The organism is Allobranchiibius huperziae (assembly GCF_013410455.1).
Taxonomy (GTDB): Bacteria; Actinomycetota; Actinomycetes; order Actinomycetales; family Dermatophilaceae; genus Allobranchiibius; species Allobranchiibius huperziae.
Genome location: NZ_JACCFW010000001.1, coordinates 2,585,121 through 2,601,909, shown reverse-complemented (window position 1 = coordinate 2,601,909; position 16,789 = coordinate 2,585,121). Strand labels below are relative to the sequence as shown.

Genomic DNA, 16,789 nt, shown 5'->3' with positions numbered 1-16,789 from the left:
CCAGGGCGGGTCGTGACCACCCCGTGACCCGGACGGGCCCCGCGATCAGCGGTCGGTGAGTGTCCGAAGGTGCGTCAGGCACGCGTCGTACGACGGGAGCAGACCGGCCTCCTCGGCCTCGGCCAGCGTGGGCGCCGCCTCGTCCTTCGGCGACAGCAACGGCTCGATCCCGTCCGGCACCTCCAGCCCGAGCGCCGGGTCGAGCGGGTGGATGCCGTGCTCGCCGCTCGGGTTGTACGCCGCGGAGCACAGGTAGCACGCGGTGCTGTCGTCCTCCAAGGCGATCAGCGCGTGCCCGAGGCCCTCGGACAGGTAGACCGCGCGCCGGTCGACGGTGTCGAGCAGGATCGACTCCCATCGCCCGAAGGTCGGCGAACCCACCCGGATGTCGACCACGAAGTCGAGGAACGACCCGTGCAACGCCGTGACGTACTTGGCCTGGCCCGGGGGCACGTCGGCGAAGTGGATGCCGCGCACCGTCCCGCGCGAGGACACCGAGATGTTGGTCTGCAGCACCCGCGGTTCGTGGCCGAGGTGCTCGGCCAGCAGGTCGCCGCGGTATCCCTCGAGGAACACGCCGCGGTCGTCGGGGAACTGGCGCGGGGTCACGACGTACGCACCCACGATGGCCAGCGGTTCGATCTGCATCAGACGCCTTCCTCTACGAGCGCGGTGAGGTATTCGCCGTACCCGCTCTTGGTGAGCCCGTCGCCGAGCCGCATCAATTCCTCATCGCCGATCCAGCCGGCGCGCCAGGCGATCTCCTCGACGCAGCCGATCTTCAGGCCCTGCTGCGCCTCCACGGCGTGCACGAACTGCGCGGCGGACATCATGGCCTCGAAGGTGCCGGTGTCGAACCACGCGGTCCCGCGCGGCAGCGTCGTGACCGTGAGCTTCCCGGCCCGCAGATAGGCCTCGTTGATCGCGGTGATCTCCAACTCCCCGCGCGCGCTCGGGCGCAGCCCTCTCGCGATCTCGACCACGTCGTTGTCGTAGAAGTAGAGCCCCGGCACGATGTAGCGCGACTTGGGGACCTTCGGCTTCTCCTCGATCGACAGCACGAGGCCGTCGGCGTCGAACTCCACCACGCCGTACGCCGAGGGGTCCGGCACGTGGTAGGCGAAGATCCGCGCCCCGTCGGGGTCGGCCTGGTCGCGCAGCCGTCGGCCGAGTCCGGAGCCGAAGAAGATGTTGTCCCCGAGCACGAGGGCGACGCTGTCGCCGGCGATGAAGTCCGCGCCGATCACGAACGCCTGGGCCAGACCCTCGGGGCGCGGCTGCACGGCGTACGTGAGGGAGATCCCCCACTGCGAGCCGTCACCGAGCAACCGGGAGAACTGCTCGGAGTCGTGGGGGGTGGTGATGATGAGGACATCCCGGACGCCGGCCATCATCAGCGTCGCCAGGGGGTAATAGACCATGGGCTTGTCGTAGATCGGCATCAGCTGCTTGCTGATCGCCCGGGTGATCGGGTGCAACCGTGTGCCCGATCCACCTGCCAGAATGATCCCCTTCATGGGCGCAGACACTAACGGGCGCGCCCCGAGCGGAGGTTGTCGAGTGCGTGTCCTGGTGACGGGCGGGGCCGGTTTCATCGGCAGTAACTTCGTCCACCTGACGCGGCGGACCCGCCCCGACGCGCAGGTCACGGTGCTCGACGCGATGACGTACGCCGGGCACGAGCAGTCGCTGACCGGCACCGGCGCGACCCTGGTACGCGGCGATGTCGCCGACGCCGACGTGGTCGACCGGCTGGTCGCCGACGCCGACCTCGTCGTGCACTTCGCGGCCGAGTCGCACAACGACAACTCGCTGCGCGAGCCCTGGCCCTTCGTGCAGACCAACGTCATCGGCACCTACACGCTGCTGGAGGCGGTCCGGCGACACGACGTGCGCTACCACCACATCTCCACCGACGAGGTCTACGGCGACCTGGCGCTGGACGACCCGCACCGCTTCACCGAGGCCACGGCGTACAACCCGTCCAGCCCCTACTCGTCCACCAAGGGCGCCAGCGACCTGCTCGTCCGTGCGTGGGTGCGCTCCTTCGGCGTCCGCGCGACCCTGTCGAACTGCTCGAACAACTACGGCCCGCGCCAACACGTGGAGAAGTTCATCCCGCGCCAGATCACCACGTTGCTCGACGGCGGCCGCCCGCGGCTCTACGGCGACGGCATGAACGTGCGCGACTGGATCCACGTCGACGACCACAACGACGCGGTGTGGACGATCGTCGAGCGGGGCGAGATGGGCGCGACCTACCTGATCGGCGCCGACGGGGAGGCCGACAACCTCACGGTGGTGCGCACCCTGCTGGACCTGATGGGCCGCCCGGGCGACGACTTCGAGCACGTGACCGACCGGCCGGGTCACGACCGCCGCTACGCGATCGACTCCACCCGGCTGCGCACCGAGCTCGGCTGGACGCCGCGCTACGGCGACTTCCGCGCGGGACTGGCCGCGACGATCGACTGGTACCGCGACAACGAGGACTGGTGGCGCCCCGCCAAGGCGGCGACGGAGGCCGGGTACGCCGCGGCCGGTGAGACCGCCGTGCCTCAGGACCGCGCCGGCGAGGTCTCTCGATGAAGCGCTGGCTCCTGACCGGTGGCCGCGGCATGCTCGGGCAGGACCTGGCACGGGTCGTGGAGCGTTCCGGCGACCAGGTGCTGGTGACCGGGTCGGCCGACCTGGACATCACCGACGCACAAGCGGTGCAGGACGCCGTCGGCGACGTCGACGTCGTGGTCAACTGCGCGGCCTGGACCGCGGTCGACGACGCGGAAACCCATGAGGCTCAGGCGTTCTCGATCAACGCGACGGGTGCGGCCAATGTCGCGCGCGCCTGTGCCCAGCGCGGCGTACGGCTCGTGCAGATCTCCACCGACTACGTCTTCGACGGCACCGCCACCACCCCGTACGCCGAGGACACGACGCAACGTCCGCGGTCGGCGTACGGGCGCACCAAGTGCGCCGGGGAGTGGGCTGTGCGCTCGCTGCATCCCGACGCGCTGGTGGTGCGCACCGCGTGGCTGTACGGCGCCGGGGGCGGCAACTTCGTCGCCACGATGGCCCGGCTCGCCGGGGAGCGCGACACGCTGACCGTGGTGGACGATCAGCGCGGCCAGCCGACCTGGACGGTCGACCTTGCCGACCTGGTGGTGCGTCTGGTGGACGCCGGAGTGCCCGGCGGCTACTGGCACGGGGTCAGCGCCGGTGAGACCACGTGGTGGGGGCTGGCCCGCGCCGTCTTCGAGGAGGCCGGCTGGGATCCGGAGCGGGTGCAGGCAGTCGGCAGCGACCAGTTCGTGCGTCCCGCGCCGCGTCCGGCGTACTCCGTCCTGGGCACCGCGCGGCTGTCCGAGCACGGCGTCGCGCCGGTGCGGGACTGGGCCGACGCCCTGCGTGAGGCGCTGCCCGAACTGCTCGCCTAGGGCCCCGGGAATCAGGCGGAAATTGGGCCGGCTCTCAGCCGACTTCCGCCTCTCGAAGATTGCTAAATTCGTACAGGTTGCACCAGTGGTGCGCCGAATCTGCTGTGGCGTGAAAGGGGCGGGGTGTCCGCACAACTCGAGATCGCCGAAGGGCACCCGGTCAAGGAACCGGTGTTCGTCGAGGCGTCCCGATGGCGTCCCCGCTTCGTCGTGACCGCCGTCGGCGTCGACGCCCTCGCGATCGCCGTCGCCCTGGTCTCCGCGAAGCTGCTGCGCTTCGGTAACGGAAGTCAGGCGCTCTCCGGCACCAGCCACGCCACCTACCTCACCGTGGCGATCTCCCTGCTCTGCGCCTGGATGGCGGCGCTGGCCTTCACCCAGAGTTACCGCCCCGAGCACGCGACCATCGGCAACGAGGCGTACCTGCGGGTCGTGCGGTCCTCGTTCTTCATCTTCGGCGTGCTGGCGATGGTGGCGTTGGCGCTGCGGCTGCAGTTCGCTCGTGGCTACATCGCCATCGCGTTCCCCCTCGGCGTCGCCCTGCTGATCCTGGGCCGTTTCGCGATCCGCGTGTGGTTGGTGCATTCGCGCGACGCCGGCCGTTGCATGGACACGGTGCTGGTGGTGGGTGCGCCACAGGAGGTCCGCTACGTCGCCGACCGGATCGGCCGAACGCCGGAGGCGGGTTTCGTCATCTCCGGGGTCGTCACCGGCGCGGACCGTGCGGGCACCTTCGAGCTGCGTGACGGCAATCTGGTGCCGGATGCCGGCGCTGTCGACAACGCCCTGGCCACCGCTCTGGCCCACGACGTCAGCGCGATCATCATCGCCGGCCACGCCCAGGTCTCCGACACCTATCTGCGCGAGCTGGGCTGGTCCCTCGAGCGCACCGGCATCGGAATGGTGCTCGCCAACCGGATGACCGACGTCGCCGGACCGCGCATCCACCGCACGCCCGTCGAGGGGCTGCCCTTGATGAGCGTGGAGGCACCGCGGTACGACGGGGGGCGCTATCTGCTCAAGCGGATCTTCGACGTCGTGGTGTCGGGCCTGCTCCTGGTCGTGACCTCACCGCTCTTCGCCGTCATCGCGCTGCTGATCAAGCTGGACGACCACGGGCCTGTCCTGTTCCGCCAGGACCGCGTGGGTGTCAACGGCGAGACGTTCGCGATGACCAAGTTCCGCTCCATGGTCGTGGACGCCGAGTCCCGGCTGGACGGGCTCGCTCCGGACGCGGGGCTGGCGCACCCGTTGTTCAAGATGCGCCAGGACCCGAGAGTGACCCGCGTGGGCCGGGCTCTGCGCGCGTACTCCCTGGACGAGCTCCCGCAGCTGCTGGACGTCTTCGCCGGGAACATGTCGATGGTCGGCCCGCGCCCGGCACTCACCCGGGAGGTGAGCGTCTACCGGGACAACGCGCACCGGCGACTCAACGTCAAACCGGGCATCACCGGTCCGTGGCAGGTCGGCGGGCGGTCCAACCTCAGCTGGGAGGACAGCATCCGCAAGGACCTCTACTACGTGGAGAACTGGACGCTGGTCGGGGACTGCCTGCTGCTGGTCAAGACCGTCAAAGCGGTGCTGACCCGCGACGGCGCCTTCTGACGTCACGCCCGGTCCGGCCCGCGCCGGGACTGCGCGCGGGCCGGCTCCGTCTACCCGGCGGTCGCTCGATCAGTCCTTGCGGTAGCTGCGCAGAGCGAGCGGCGCGGCGACGGCCGTCAGGATCACGCACCAGATGACCGAGCCGACGATGTAGAAGCTCAGTGGGTGCCCGAGGGTGGACGTCGTGCGCGTGCCGAGCAGCAGTCCCCGCCATGAGTCGGTGAGGAAGGTCAACGGCTGCCACTCGGCGAACGCCTGGACGACGGCGGGCATCGTCTGGATCGGGACGAACGCGCTGGACAGGAACGAGAAGGGCACGCTGAGCAGTCCGAGGCCGTTGGCGGCCTGGGCCGAGCCGCTGGCGAGCCCGATCCACACGAAGATCAGCCCGATGGTGACGGAGACGAGAACGAGCAGGGCCACTGCGGCGGCCCAGTGCGCCGGGTCGGCGCTGCTGCGGAACCCGACCGCGAAGCCGACGCCGAGGGTGACCATGGCGACGCTGAAGACCAGCGCGGCGTCGGCCAGGGCTCGACCGGCCAGGACCGCGACGTCCGGGATCGGCAGTGACCGGAGGCGGTCGTAGAGCCCGGCCGCGGACTCCTCGGCGACAGCGACCGCGCCGCCGCCTGCGTTGAACAGCACGGTGACCACGACGAAGCCGGGGATGAAGTAGTCGACGTAGGAGCCGCTGGTGCCGCCGATCGACCCGCCGAGCACGTAGCGGAACATCAGCAGGAACAGCACGCTCTGCAGGACGGCGATGCCCAGGATCTGCGGCCTGCGCAGGATCTTCAGCCCGGTGCGCACGGCGACCGCGCTGACCGTCGTCACCACCCCGGCCGTGCCCGCCGGAGCGTTGGCCGACCTCGGTGGTGCGGATGCGGGTGCTGATGCCGTCGTGGTGCTCATGCGGCGTCCTTCGAGGTGGGGGTGGATGAGGTCGGGTGCCCGGTCAGGGCGAGGAACACGTCGTCCAGGCTGGGACGGCGTAGGGCGACGTCGGCGATGGCGATCCCGGCGTCGGTCAGCCGCCCGGCGCGGGCGAGCATCTCGGGTGCACCGTCGTGGACCGTCGCGGTGATGCGTCGGTCGGCGTGGTCGACGGTCGGTGTGCCGCCTATCAGTTCGGCGGCCCGGTCGAGGTCCTCGGCGCGTTCGAGGCGGACGTCGAGCAGGTCCTGACCGGCTTGGCTCTTCAGGTCCTCGGCCGTTCCGTTCGCGACGATCCGGCCGTTGTCGATGATGGCGATCGAGTCCGCCAGGCGGTCCGCTTCATCGAGGTATTGGGTGGTCAGGACGATGTCGGTGCCCTGGGCCACCAGTTCCTCCAGTGCCGTCCACAGTTCGGTACGGCTGCGCGGGTCCAGTCCCGTGGTCGGTTCGTCGAGCAACAGCAGCTTGGGCGCGCCCACGAGGCTCGCGCCGAGGTCGAGGCGACGGCGCATACCACCGGAATAGGTCCGTACCGTCCGAGAACCGGCGTCGCCCAGCCCGAGCTGCTCCAGGACCCGCTCGGTGGCTGCGCGCGCTCCCCGGCGGTCGTGTCCGAACAACCGCGCGATCATCCGCAGGTTCTCCCGCCCGGTCAGCGCCGGCTCGACCGCCGCGAACTGGCCCGCCAGCCCGATCGCGCGACGCAAGGCTTCCCCGTCGGTCCGCACATCGTGGCCCGCGACCCGCAAGGTGCCCGCATCGAGTCGCGTGAGGGTCGCGATGGCCCGCACCAGAGTCGTCTTGCCTGCGCCGTTCGGCCCCAGAAGAGCGAACACCTGGCCCGGCGGCACCTCGAGATCGACTCCGTCCAGCGCTCGGAGATCGCCGTACGTCTTGACCAGGCCTGTGGCCTGCAGCATCGGTTCCATGTGTTCGAGCGTGCGCCTGCGACTTAGCTTTGTCAACCAAACGTATGACAAAGCTGTACATCGGGGTGGAAGCCCCTAGGATGGGGTCATGGCGATATCACGGCGACACCCCGAACCGCAGGCGAGAGTTCGCGACGCCGAACGCAGTCGAGCCGCCCTGCTCGATGCTGCTCAGACCGAATTCGCCGAGAAGGGTCTCGCCGGCGCGCGGGTCGACGCCATCGCGACGAGAGCCGGAGTGAACAAGCAGCTCATCGCCTACTACTTCGGCGGGAAGCGGGGTCTCTACGACGCCGTCACAGCGCGCCGGCGAGAGTTCGTTGCCGATTTCGACACCCCTGATACGTCGCTTCCCGATCTGGCCATGCGCTACTTCTATGCCTTCGCCGACAACCCGGACCTGGAGCGCATCTTCCTGCGCGAGAACCTCGACCGCGACCCTGCCGACGTGGTGCATGATCCCGATTCCGCAGAAGTGGCCGATCTTCGTCGGAGGCAGGAGTCGGGCGAGCTCGCGCACGAGTTGGATCCCGCCTTCGTGCTTCTGTTCCTGGAAGCGATGACGGTCTCCGGCACCCTCTTCGCCGCCGAGGCCAAGCGCCTGACGGGTCATGACCCGAGGTCGTCGGAATTCCGCGACCGCGCCGCAGAGCAGGTACGCGAGATCGTGCGCCGCCTCGCCTGATCGCTGCGGGGGCGCGCCCATCGGGTTAGCGAGCGAGTCCGGAGCTCGGGCATCCGTCGTAGGGTCGGCACCATGCTTGCTGCGTACGCCGCCCGTCAGGATTCCTCCGACCCGATCAACGCCCTGGAAGTCGGTGACATCGAGCCCGGGGCCACGCCCGCGGACTGGATCGACGTCGACCTGCAGGCCGCCGCGCTCAACCACCACGACGTCTTCTCCCTGCGCGGCGTCGGACTGCCGCAGGAGCGGCTGCCGATGATCCTCGGCTGCGACGGCGCCGGCACCACGAAGGACGGCACCCGGGTTGTCATCCACTCGGTGATCCCGAGCGAGGGCTGGGCCGGCGACGAGACCCTCGACCCCAAGCGTTCCCTGCTGTCCGAGCTGTACCCCGGCACCCTTGCCGAACGGGTGCGGATCCCGGCCGCGAACGCCGTACCGGTCCCGGACGGGATGCCCATCGAGCACGCCGCGTGCATCTCCACCAGCTGGCTCACCGCGTACCGGATGCTCTTCGTGCAGGCGGGTGTTCGCCCCGGCGACACGGTGCTGGTGCAGGGCGCGGGCGGGGGAGTCGCCAGTGCCGCCGTGCAGCTGGGCTCCGCAGCCGGCCTGCGGATGTGGGTGACCAGCCGCGACGAGAAGCGCGGCGAGCGGGCCGTGCAGCTCGGCGCCGAGGCCGCGTTCGGCAGCGGCGAGCGGCTGCCGCGCAAGGCCGACGCCGTCCTGGAGACGGTGGGCAAGGCGACCTGGTCGCACTCGGTGAAGTCGCTCAAGCCCGGCGGCACGCTGGTGATCGCCGGTACGACGTCCGGCCCGCAGCCGGACAACGCCGAGCTGACCCGGATCTTCTTCCAGCAGATGCGCGTGCAGGGCTCCACCATGGGCACCCGCGCCGAGCTCACTCAGTTGCTGTCCTTCATGACCAGCCGCGGCATTGAGCCGGCCATCGACTCGGTGCGCCCGCTGGATCAGGCCCGCGACGCGTTCGCCGAGATGATCGGCGGCACGGCGTTCGGCAAGCTGGTGCTCACCGTCTGAACCACCGCGACACGAAGTCGGGGGTCGTCGCGCGCTCTATAGAGCGCGCAACGACCCCCGACTCTTCGTCGAATGACGAGGCTCAGTCGAGCTGCAGCCAGGACTGCCAGCCCGCGTGCAGCACCAGCCAGGCGATCAGGCCGTACCCCGCCTGGCCGGGGTGCCAGCCGTCGCCGGCCGACAGGTCGGACAGCCACTGGTCGTGACCGAGCAGCGGACGGAAGCAGTCGACGTAAGTGACCCCGCGACGCGAGCAGACGTCGGCCTGGGCATCGACGAGCACCTCGAGGCGCGCGTTCAGCTCGGCGTCGAGGGTGGGCGGCGGGCCGACCACGAACGTCGCGATGGCGCCGGAGGAGGCGTCGTCCAGGATGTTGGCCAGGTTGAGCCGCGAACGCGCCGTGCTCATCTGCGACAGCACGTCGTGCAGCCCCAGCCCGAGCACCAGGCGGCGCTCGTTGCTCTGGGACCAGCGCGGCTCGCACTCGCGCTGCCAGCGGGCGAGCACGTCGGTGGAGCTCTGCCCGCGGATGCCGAGGTTGTACGTCGCGAGCTCGACCCCCGGCTGCGGCGTACGCGCGATGACCCGCGACACCCAGCCGAGTGCCTTGGGGTCGCCGATCCCGGCCACGTAGGAGTCGCCCACGAAGCACAGCCCGATGGCCCGGATCCCCTCGGCGACCTGGAACTCGGCACTGGGGTTGAAGTGGGGTTCACTGCCCTGCGTCGGGTAGGTCACGTCGGCCTCACTCATCGTCGTCGAGGCGCGCGAGCCAGGTCGCGAGCCGATCCACTGCTACTTCGAACTCGGGGTGTACGTCGACGAAGGCCTGGAGCTGGTCCGCGACCCACGCCAGGCTCACCTCGTCCTCGCCGCGTCGGGAGGCCAGCTCCTCGATGCCGCGGTCGGTGAAATACACAGTGCGCAGGTTATCCCGGGATCAGGCCGCCAGCCGCCAGCGACCCGCGCGCGACGGTCAGCCGGCCTGCGGGCCTTACGCGTCGATGTCGCGGTGCCAGGACTGGGTGCGGTACTTGGTCACCCACCCCATCGAGAGGTAGAGACCGTCGGCCTGGGTGGGGGAGTCGGCGTCGACCTCGAGGTCGACCCTGTTGCGGCCGCGAGAAGCCGCATCGGCGATCACCGCGTGCAGCAGGCCCTTGGCGACACCGCGTCCGCGGGCACGCCTGTGCACCCCGATGTAGTCGATGTAGCTGCCGTCGATCCCGGAGTCGTCCGGCGGGAGCACGGTGCCGACCAGCGCCCCACCCGGGGTGGGGGTGCCGTCGATGTCGACCGTCGCGATCCACCAGTGGTCCCAGCGGTGTCCGGGGTCCTCCCGGAGCCGTTGTACGAACTCCCCGAAGGACTCCCGGTAGGAGTTGAAGTGGTCCTCGAAGGACTCCTCCAGGATCTGGTGCACGGCGCGCAGCTCGGCGCCGACCGGTGTGCCGTCGGTGTGCTCGGCGACGCGGCGTACGACGACACCCTCGCGCAGCGGTGGGAACGCGCCCGGCTCACCCTCGTCGGGGGTCACCGGCCGCGACATCTGCAGCCAGATGCGCGTGCAGGTCAGCCCGGCGGCGGTGAGCCAGCGGGTCTGTGCCGCGTCGCCGTCGTACACCCCGGCGTCGAGCTGGGTGCGGGTCTCGCCGCGTTCCGCAGCGACCTCGCCCGCAACCGCTCTGCACCACGAGTACAGCTGTCCCGCCACAGAATCCGCGACATCCTCCGGCAGGGACCGGTCGACGAACACGGCGATGTTGGTGCGCCCGGCCGCCCTGTCGTGCACCGAGGCCCAGCCCCGGACGACGTCGTCCTGATCGGTGACGACCAGCTGACGGCGGGTCCACGAACCCGGCCCGATGGCCTCGGCCCGCACGGCGTCCTCGTCGACGTGCGACTCGCCGCGTGCGGCCTGCTGCTCACCCGCCCGCAGTCCCACCAGGGCCGCGACGTCCGCCTCGGCGGGCGGACGCGCGGACCATCGGTCCGGCAGCTCGGGTGTGGGACCGTCGGGAGCCAGGGTCACGGGGCGATCAGCGGTCGAACGAACCGGAGAGCAGCTCGGCCAGCTGAGCCTGGTGCCGCTTGCTGGAGCCGGAGGCCGGCGAGGCCGAGGCCTTGCGGCTCACCACCCGCAGACCGCGGTGCTCGCCGAGTTGGGCGAGCTCCTCGGGCAGGTTGAGCGCCATGAACGGCCATGCGCCCTGGTTCTTCGGCTCGTCCTGCACCCAGACCAGCTCGGCGTTCGGGTACGCCGCGACGGCCTCGGCGATCTCCTTGGCGGGGATCGGCGCCAGCTGCTCCACACGCACGATCGCGGTGGTGTCATCGTCCCGGCGTTCGCGCTCGGCCTCCAGGTCGTAGACGATCCGCGCCGACGCGAGCAGCACCCGCGTCACCTTGTCGCCATCCAGTTTCTTGGCGTCCGTGATCACGGGTCGGAAGCTGCCGGTCGTCAGGTCGCCGGGCTCGGAGACGGCGGCCTTGAGGCGCAGCAGCTGCTTCGGGGTGAAGACGACCAGCGGGCGACGCGGCCGGGCGAACGCCTGGCGACGCAGCAGGTGGAAGTACGACGCCGGCGTGGACGGGTAGGCGATCGTCATGTTGTCCTCGGCGAAGAGCGTGAGGAACCGTTCGATCCGCGCCGAGGAATGGTCGGGACCCTGGCCCTCGTAGCCGTGCGGCAGCAGCAGCACGACCGAGCTGCGCTGGGTCCACTTCTGCTCCGAGGAGCTGATGAACTCGTCAATGATCGTCTGGGCGCCGTTGGCGAAGTCGCCGAACTGGGCCTCCCACAGCACGAGGGCGTCGGGCCGCTCCACCGAGTAGCCGTACTCGAAGCCCATGGCCGCGAACTCCGACAGCAGCGAGTCGTAGATCCACAGCCACGCCTGGTCGTCGGACAGGTAGCGCAGGGGGGTCCACTCGTTGCCGTTCTGCTTGTCGACGAGGACGGCGTGCCGCTGGGTGAACGTGCCGCGGCGGGTGTCCTGGCCGGCCAACCGGACGGGCACACCCTCCATCAGCAGCGACCCGAACGCCGCAAGTTCGCCCATGGCCCAGTCGATCCCGCCGTTGCGCACCATGTCGGCACGCTTCTGCATCAGCTTCTGCAGCTTCGGGTGGACGGTGAAGCCCTCAGGCGGGTTGACCCAGGTGTCGCCGATCTTCAGCAGGGTCGACTCGCTGACCGAGGTGCCGTAACCGCTGCGGTCCTCGCGGGTGTCGTCCTCCTCCTGCGCGGACGGACGCTCCAGGCCGCCGTGGCCCTCGGCATCGGTGCCGGCGGAGCTGCGGCTCGGCGCCTCGGGGGCGCTCTGCGACGCGGCCTGCTTGGCGGCCTTGGTCTCGGTGAACGCCCGCTCCAGCTGCTTCTGGTAGTCGCGCAGCGCGTCCTCGGCGTGTTCCAGCGTGATGTCGCCGCGACCGACCAGCGCCTCGGTGTAGAGCTTGCGGACGCTGCGCTTGGCCTCGATGAGGTGGTACATCAGCGGCTGGGTCATCGAGGGGTCGTCACCCTCGTTGTGACCGCGGCGGCGGTAGCAGATCATGTCGATGACGACGTCCTTGTGGAACGCCTGCCGGTAGTCGTAGGCGAGCTCCGCGACCTGCACGCAGGCCTCGGGGTCGTCGCCGTTGACGTGGAAGATCGGCGCCTGCACCATCCGGGCGACGTCGGTGCTGTACGTCGAGCTGCGCGAGCTGCTCGGGGCCGTGGTGAATCCGACCTGGTTGTTGACGACCAGGTGGATCGTGCCGCCCGTACGGTAGCCACGCAGCTGGGACAGGTTGAGGGTCTCGGCGACCACGCCCTGCCCGGCGAACGCCGCGTCGCCGTGCATCAGGATCGGCAGCACGGTGTAGGCCGAGCCGGCCAGGTTGACCCGGTCCTGCTTGGCGCGGGCGATGCCCTCCAGCACCGGGTCGACCGCCTCCAGGTGGGAGGGGTTGGCGGCGAGGTAGACGTCGATCTTGCGACCGGTGTCGGAGGTGAACTCACCCTCGGTGCCCAGGTGGTACTTCACGTCGCCGGAGCCCTGGACCGACTTGGGGTCCTGGGTGCCCTCGAACTCGGCGAAGATCTGCGCGTAGGACTTGCCGGCGATGTTGGCCAGCACGTTGAGCCGGCCGCGGTGCGGCATCCCGATGCAGACCTCGTCGAGGTCGTCGTCGGCGGCGTGCGACAGGATCCGGTCCATCATCGCGATGGCCGACTCGCCGCCCTCCAGGCTGAAGCGCTTCTGGCCGACGTACTTGGTCTGCAGGAAGGTCTCGAACGCCTCGGCGGCGTTGAGGCGCCGCAGGATTCGCAACTGCTCGTCGGTGGTGGCCTTCTGGTAGCCGACCTCGACCCGGTCCTGGATCCAGCGCCGCTGCTCGGGGTCCTGGATGTGCATGTACTCGATGCCGATGCTGCGGCAGTAGGAGTCGCGCAGGACGCCGAGGATCTTGCGCAGCTTCAGGAACGGCGCACCGCCGAAGCCCCCGGTGGGGAAGGTGCGGTCCAGGTCCCACAGCGTCAGACCGTGCGTGGTGACGTCGAGGTCGGAGTGCCGGCGCTGCTTGTACTCCAGCGGGTCGGTGTCGGCCATCAGGTGGCCTCGCACCCGGTAGGCGTGGATCAGCTCCTGCACCCGGGCGGTCTTGTTGATGTCGTCGTCGTGACTGGTGTCGATGTCGCGGACCCAGCGGATCGGCTCGTACGGCACCTTCAGCGCGGCGAAGATCTCGTCGTAGAAGTCGTTCTCGCCGAGCAGCAGCTCGCTCACGACGCGCAGGAACTCACCGGAGACGGCGCCCTGGATGACGCGGTGGTCGTAGGTGGAGGTGAGCGTCATGATCTTGCTGACGGCGTTCTTGTTGAGCGTGTCCAGGCTCGCGCCCGACCACTCGGCGGGGTAGTCCAGCGCGCCTGCGCCGATGATCGCGCCCGCGCCCTTCATCAGCCGCGGCACCGAGTGCACCGTGCCGATGCCGCCCGGGTTGGTGAGGCTGATGGTGGTGCCGGCGTAGTCCTCGAGGGTGAGGGCGCCGGTACGCGCCTTGCGCACCATCTCCTCGTACGCGCTCCAGAACTGAGCGAAGTTCATCGCCTCGGCGCCCTTGATGCTGGGCACCACGAGGGTGCGGCTGCCGTCGTCCTTCTTCAGGTCGATGGCCAGGCCGAAGTTGACGTGCCCGGGCTGCACCAGGACCGGCTTGCCCTTCTCGTCCTCGCCGAGCGCGTTGTTCATCTCGGGTACGACGTGCAGCGCCTTGACGATCGCCCACCCCAGCAGGTGGGTGAAGCTGACCTTGCCGCCCCGGCTGCGAGCCAGGTGGTTGTTGACGACCGTGCGGTTGTCGATGAGCAGCTTGGCGGGGACGGCGCGGACGCTGGTGGCCGTCGGGACGTCGAGGCTCGCCTCCATGTTGGAGACGATGCGTGCGGACACCCCGCGCAACGGGGTGCGGGTGTCCTGCACGGGCTCGGCCTCCGGCACCGTGTCGTTGACGGTGTCGCGCGCGATCGGCTGGGTGTTGGACAGCTCGGCCTCGCTCGGGTCCGGCGAGCCGTGGGCCTGGTGGCCGTTCGCGGTGTGGTCGGCGTCGGGGCGGCCGTCGGGCTTCGGGTCGCGCGAGGGTGCCTTGGCGCGGGCCTTGGACCGCTCGGCGGCGACGTCCTTGGCGGGGGTCGGCGCCTGGTCGGCGTCCGCGGCGGGCTTCGCGGCGGCGTTGCCACCATCACCCGCTCCGGCGGGCCCGCCGGGACCTGCCGCGGGCGTGCGGGGGGCGTCCTTGCCGACGGCCGCGGGCGTGGCGGACGCACTGGCACCGGACGGCGCTCGCGACGCCGAGGTCTTCGCGGGAGAACCGTTGGACGCTCCGTTCGCGGACGCACCGTTGGAGGTCGGGCCCTCGCTCTGTCCACCGGAGGCGGGTCCGCCCCCGTCGGGCCGGTAGTCGGCGAAGAAGCTCCACCACGCCTTGTCGACGGAGTTCTTGTCCTTCAGGTACTGCTGGTACAGATCGTCCACCAGCCACTCGTTCGGTCCGAACGTCGCGAGCGGGTCGGGAGACTGGGATGACACGCGGAATGCGCCTCTTTCAGGGGTGTACGGCGGGCAGCAAGCGTCCGTCAGGGGTGGAAACGACAACGGCTCCAGCCTAACGCGGGGCGAGGATGAGCCGTCGGCGTGTCCACACCTTGTGTTACAAGGTGTCGCCGGCGGTCACCCTCGCCTGATCGCGCAGTGATGGAGGTCGCTCAGAGCACGTCCTTGCGCTGGTTGATGCCGCTGCCTACGAGGGCCAGCACCAGGCCGTAGGCCGTCAGGACGAGCGCGCCGGCCCACCAGTTGAAGGAGTTCGAGTCGCTGAAGCCCGGGTTGAGGATCGAGCTCGTGAGGTCGCCCGGCAGGAACTTCGGCGCCCAGTGCCAATGCACGAGCCGGAACAGCACGTTGAAGAGGATGTTGCCGATGAACGCCAGCCCGACGGCGATGAAGACCGCGGCGATCTGATTGCGGATCAGCATCCCGAAGCCGAAGCCCAGCAAGGTCCAGACGGTGAAGATCAGCAGCATCAGGGCCAGCGTCTGCAGCACCTGGCTACTGGTGAGGAACAGTCCAGAGCTGCGGAAGCTCTTCAGCGTGATGGCGCCGCCGATGACCGAGGCGATGTCGTAGACGACGCCGTAGACGATTCCCACCACGACGATCGAGACGATCTTGGACACGGTGATCGGCCAGCGCTTCGGCTGAGCGAGCACTGTGGCGGTCCACGTCTTGTGGCGGAACTCCGAGGTGATCAGGATGACCCCGAGCGCCAGCGGGAAGAGCTGCGCGATCGAGGCGATGAAGCCGGCCGAGTAGACCGACGCGATGGAGTCGGGGTTCGCGGTCGCGAGCAGATGGGTCTGCCGGTCGCTGCTCTGCTTCGCGGAGTCCGAGCCGATCTGGAAGGCCCACGCGAACGAGATCAGCGCACCGAGGACGACGTCGCCGATCAGCAGCCCCCACCACAGGCGCGTGGTGAAGATCTTGCGGACCTCGGCCTTGATCGCGCCGCCCATCAGCGGGCACCTTCCTCTGCTGCTCGCGGGCCGTTCGGCGGCGTGCTGCCGTCCGAACCGGGGCCCAGGTTGCGATTGGTGTTCTCGGTCAGCTGGAAGAACAGGTCCTCCAGGTCGGCGCGCTCGGCGCGTAGTTCGTGCACGGGCACTCCGGCGGAGAACGCCGCGTCGCCCACCTGGATCAGGTCGTCGGTCGACACGGAATACCGACCCTCGGGCAGTGCCTCGACCTGCAGCCCGGCCCGGCGCAACGCCTCGGTGAGACGGTCGCCGTTCGGCGTGCGTACGACGACCCGGGCCTGCCCGCGCAACTCACCGATGGTGCCCTGCCGCACGAACCTGCCGTTGGCGATGATCACCACGTCGTCGACGGTCTGCTCGACCTCGCTCAGCATGTGACTGGAGATGAGCACCGTCTTGCCCTCGCCCGCCAGGTGGCGCAGGAAGCCGCGCAACCACCGGATGCCCTCCGGGTCCAGGCCGTTCGCGGGTTCGTCGAGGATCAGGACCTGAGGGTCGCCCAGGAGCGCCGCGGCCAGCCCGAGGCGCTGCCGCATACCCATCGAGTAGCCGCCGGCGCGCTTCTTCGCGGCGGCCGGGATGCCCACCAGCTCCAGCATCTCGTCGACGCGCTTGTCGGTGAACCCGCCGGCGGCGGCGATGACCCGCAGGTGATCCCGCCCGCTGCGGCCGGGGTGGAAGTTGGTGGCCTCAAGGGCGGCGCCCACCGTGTGCAGCGGGTGGGGCAGGTCGGCGTACTTGCGCCCGCCGATCGTCGCGGTGCCCGCCGTGGGGGTGATGAGCCCCAGGGTCATCCGCAGGGTGGTGGTCTTGCCTGCGCCGTTCGGGCCGAGGAAGCCGGTGATCCGGCCCGGCTCGACCGAGAAGCTGAGGTCGTCGACGGCCTTGAAGCTGCCGAACGTCTTGGTGAGGTTGCTGATCTGCACCGGTGCGCCGGGTTCGCCCCCTGCGGCACGCGGTCGTACGGAACTGGCTGACACGGTCAATCTCCCCTTCGTTGCAACGTGCGTCGTTCCCGATCCGACGCCGCGACCGGCTCTCGTACGCCGCGCGTCGCCGTCCGTCCGCGCGCCGATT

15 protein-coding genes are annotated in these 16,789 nt (G+C 69.8%); 5 read left to right on the top strand and 10 right to left on the bottom strand.

The window, feature by feature from the left end; translation table 11 throughout:
* Positions 1-45: 45 nt before the first annotated feature.
* A complete protein-coding gene (locus HNR15_RS12185) occupies positions 46-648 on the bottom strand; it encodes a dTDP-4-dehydrorhamnose 3,5-epimerase family protein (RefSeq protein ID WP_179482149.1) in 603 nt (200 codons plus the stop codon).
* Complete coding sequence (gene rfbA, locus HNR15_RS12180) at positions 648-1,517, bottom strand: glucose-1-phosphate thymidylyltransferase RfbA (protein ID WP_179482147.1); 870 nt, start codon at positions 1,515-1,517, stop codon at positions 648-650. The genes HNR15_RS12185 and rfbA overlap by 1 nt, the downstream gene beginning before the upstream one ends.
* 43 nt (positions 1,518-1,560) lie before the next feature.
* Here rfbA and rfbB point away from each other — a divergent pair, with 43 nt between their 5' ends.
* The 3 genes from rfbB to HNR15_RS12165 all read left to right on the top strand — a co-directional run bounded on the left by rfbB (position 1,561) and on the right by HNR15_RS12165 (position 5,039).
* Entirely contained in the window at positions 1,561-2,589 is a 1,029-nt protein-coding gene (gene rfbB / locus HNR15_RS12175) for a dTDP-glucose 4,6-dehydratase (RefSeq protein WP_179482145.1), read from the top strand.
* Complete coding sequence (rfbD, locus tag HNR15_RS12170; RefSeq protein WP_179482143.1) at positions 2,586-3,434, top strand: dTDP-4-dehydrorhamnose reductase; 849 nt, start codon at positions 2,586-2,588, stop codon at positions 3,432-3,434. Before rfbB ends, rfbD begins: the two co-directional genes overlap by 4 nt.
* A gap of 123 nt (positions 3,435-3,557) precedes the next feature.
* Entirely contained in the window at positions 3,558-5,039 is a 1,482-nt protein-coding gene (locus HNR15_RS12165; protein WP_179482141.1) for an exopolysaccharide biosynthesis polyprenyl glycosylphosphotransferase, read from the top strand.
* Positions 5,040-5,108: 69 nt separating this feature from the next.
* Here HNR15_RS12165 and HNR15_RS12160 read toward each other — a convergent pair whose 3' ends face one another.
* Both HNR15_RS12160 and HNR15_RS12155 read right to left on the bottom strand, forming a co-directional pair.
* Positions 5,109-5,951 (bottom strand): ABC transporter permease, encoded by an 843-nt coding sequence (locus HNR15_RS12160; protein ID WP_179482139.1) that lies wholly within the window; start codon positions 5,949-5,951, stop codon positions 5,109-5,111.
* Entirely contained in the window at positions 5,948-6,904 is a 957-nt protein-coding gene (locus tag HNR15_RS12155) for an ATP-binding cassette domain-containing protein (RefSeq protein WP_179482137.1), read from the bottom strand. The genes HNR15_RS12160 and HNR15_RS12155 overlap by 4 nt, the downstream gene beginning before the upstream one ends.
* 88 nt (positions 6,905-6,992) lie before the next feature.
* Here HNR15_RS12155 and HNR15_RS12150 point away from each other — a divergent pair, with 88 nt between their 5' ends.
* Positions 6,993-7,589 (top strand): TetR family transcriptional regulator, encoded by a 597-nt coding sequence (locus tag HNR15_RS12150; protein ID WP_179482130.1) that lies wholly within the window; start codon positions 6,993-6,995, stop codon positions 7,587-7,589.
* Positions 7,590-7,661: 72 nt separating this feature from the next.
* Positions 7,662-8,630 carry a zinc-binding dehydrogenase gene (locus tag HNR15_RS12145; RefSeq protein ID WP_179482128.1) on the top strand — a complete coding sequence of 323 codons (969 nt, stop codon included), beginning with the start codon at positions 7,662-7,664 and terminating at the stop codon, positions 8,628-8,630.
* Positions 8,631-8,712: 82 nt separating this feature from the next.
* On the opposite strand, the gene HNR15_RS12140 is transcribed toward HNR15_RS12145, so the two are convergent.
* From HNR15_RS12140 to HNR15_RS12115, 6 genes are all read right to left on the bottom strand, one after another.
* Entirely contained in the window at positions 8,713-9,369 is a 657-nt protein-coding gene (locus HNR15_RS12140; RefSeq protein WP_343048527.1) for a GDSL-type esterase/lipase family protein, read from the bottom strand.
* 7 nt (positions 9,370-9,376) lie between these two features.
* Complete coding sequence (locus HNR15_RS12135; RefSeq protein WP_179482124.1) at positions 9,377-9,550, bottom strand: DUF6104 family protein; 174 nt, start codon at positions 9,548-9,550, stop codon at positions 9,377-9,379.
* A gap of 75 nt (positions 9,551-9,625) precedes the next feature.
* Positions 9,626-10,663 carry a GNAT family N-acetyltransferase gene (locus HNR15_RS12130; protein WP_343048526.1) on the bottom strand — a complete coding sequence of 346 codons (1,038 nt, stop codon included), beginning with the start codon at positions 10,661-10,663 and terminating at the stop codon, positions 9,626-9,628.
* Between the two features lie 7 nt (positions 10,664-10,670).
* On the bottom strand, positions 10,671-14,708 hold the full coding sequence (locus HNR15_RS12125) for a multifunctional oxoglutarate decarboxylase/oxoglutarate dehydrogenase thiamine pyrophosphate-binding subunit/dihydrolipoyllysine-residue succinyltransferase subunit (RefSeq protein ID WP_179482122.1): 4,038 nt from the start codon (positions 14,706-14,708) through the stop codon (positions 10,671-10,673).
* A gap of 176 nt (positions 14,709-14,884) precedes the next feature.
* On the bottom strand, positions 14,885-15,691 hold the full coding sequence (locus tag HNR15_RS12120; protein ID WP_179482108.1) for an ABC transporter permease: 807 nt from the start codon (positions 15,689-15,691) through the stop codon (positions 14,885-14,887).
* Positions 15,691-16,692, bottom strand: a complete 1,002-nt coding sequence (locus tag HNR15_RS12115; protein ID WP_179482106.1) for an ATP-binding cassette domain-containing protein — start codon at positions 16,690-16,692, stop codon at positions 15,691-15,693. The genes HNR15_RS12120 and HNR15_RS12115 overlap by 1 nt, the downstream gene beginning before the upstream one ends.
* Positions 16,693-16,789 lie beyond the last annotated feature (97 nt).

Excerpts from the sequence above, each read along its gene's own strand:
- HNR15_RS12185 (WP_179482149.1), bottom strand. The coding sequence starts at position 648 with ATGCAGATCGAACCGCTGGCCATCGTGGGTGCGTACGTCGTGACCCCG.
- rfbA (WP_179482147.1), bottom strand. The coding sequence starts at position 1,517 with ATGAAGGGGATCATTCTGGCAGGTGGATCGGGCACACGGTTGCACCCG.
- rfbD (WP_179482143.1), top strand. The coding sequence starts at position 2,586 with ATGAAGCGCTGGCTCCTGACCGGTGGCCGCGGCATGCTCGGGCAGGAC.
- HNR15_RS12160 (WP_179482139.1), bottom strand. The coding sequence starts at position 5,951 with ATGAGCACCACGACGGCATCAGCACCCGCATCCGCACCACCGAGGTCG.
- HNR15_RS12155 (WP_179482137.1), bottom strand. The coding sequence starts at position 6,904 with ATGGAACCGATGCTGCAGGCCACAGGCCTGGTCAAGACGTACGGCGAT.
- HNR15_RS12150 (WP_179482130.1), top strand. The coding sequence starts at position 6,993 with ATGGCGATATCACGGCGACACCCCGAACCGCAGGCGAGAGTTCGCGAC.
- HNR15_RS12145 (WP_179482128.1), top strand. The coding sequence starts at position 7,662 with ATGCTTGCTGCGTACGCCGCCCGTCAGGATTCCTCCGACCCGATCAAC.
- HNR15_RS12120 (WP_179482108.1), bottom strand. The coding sequence starts at position 15,691 with ATGGGCGGCGCGATCAAGGCCGAGGTCCGCAAGATCTTCACCACGCGC.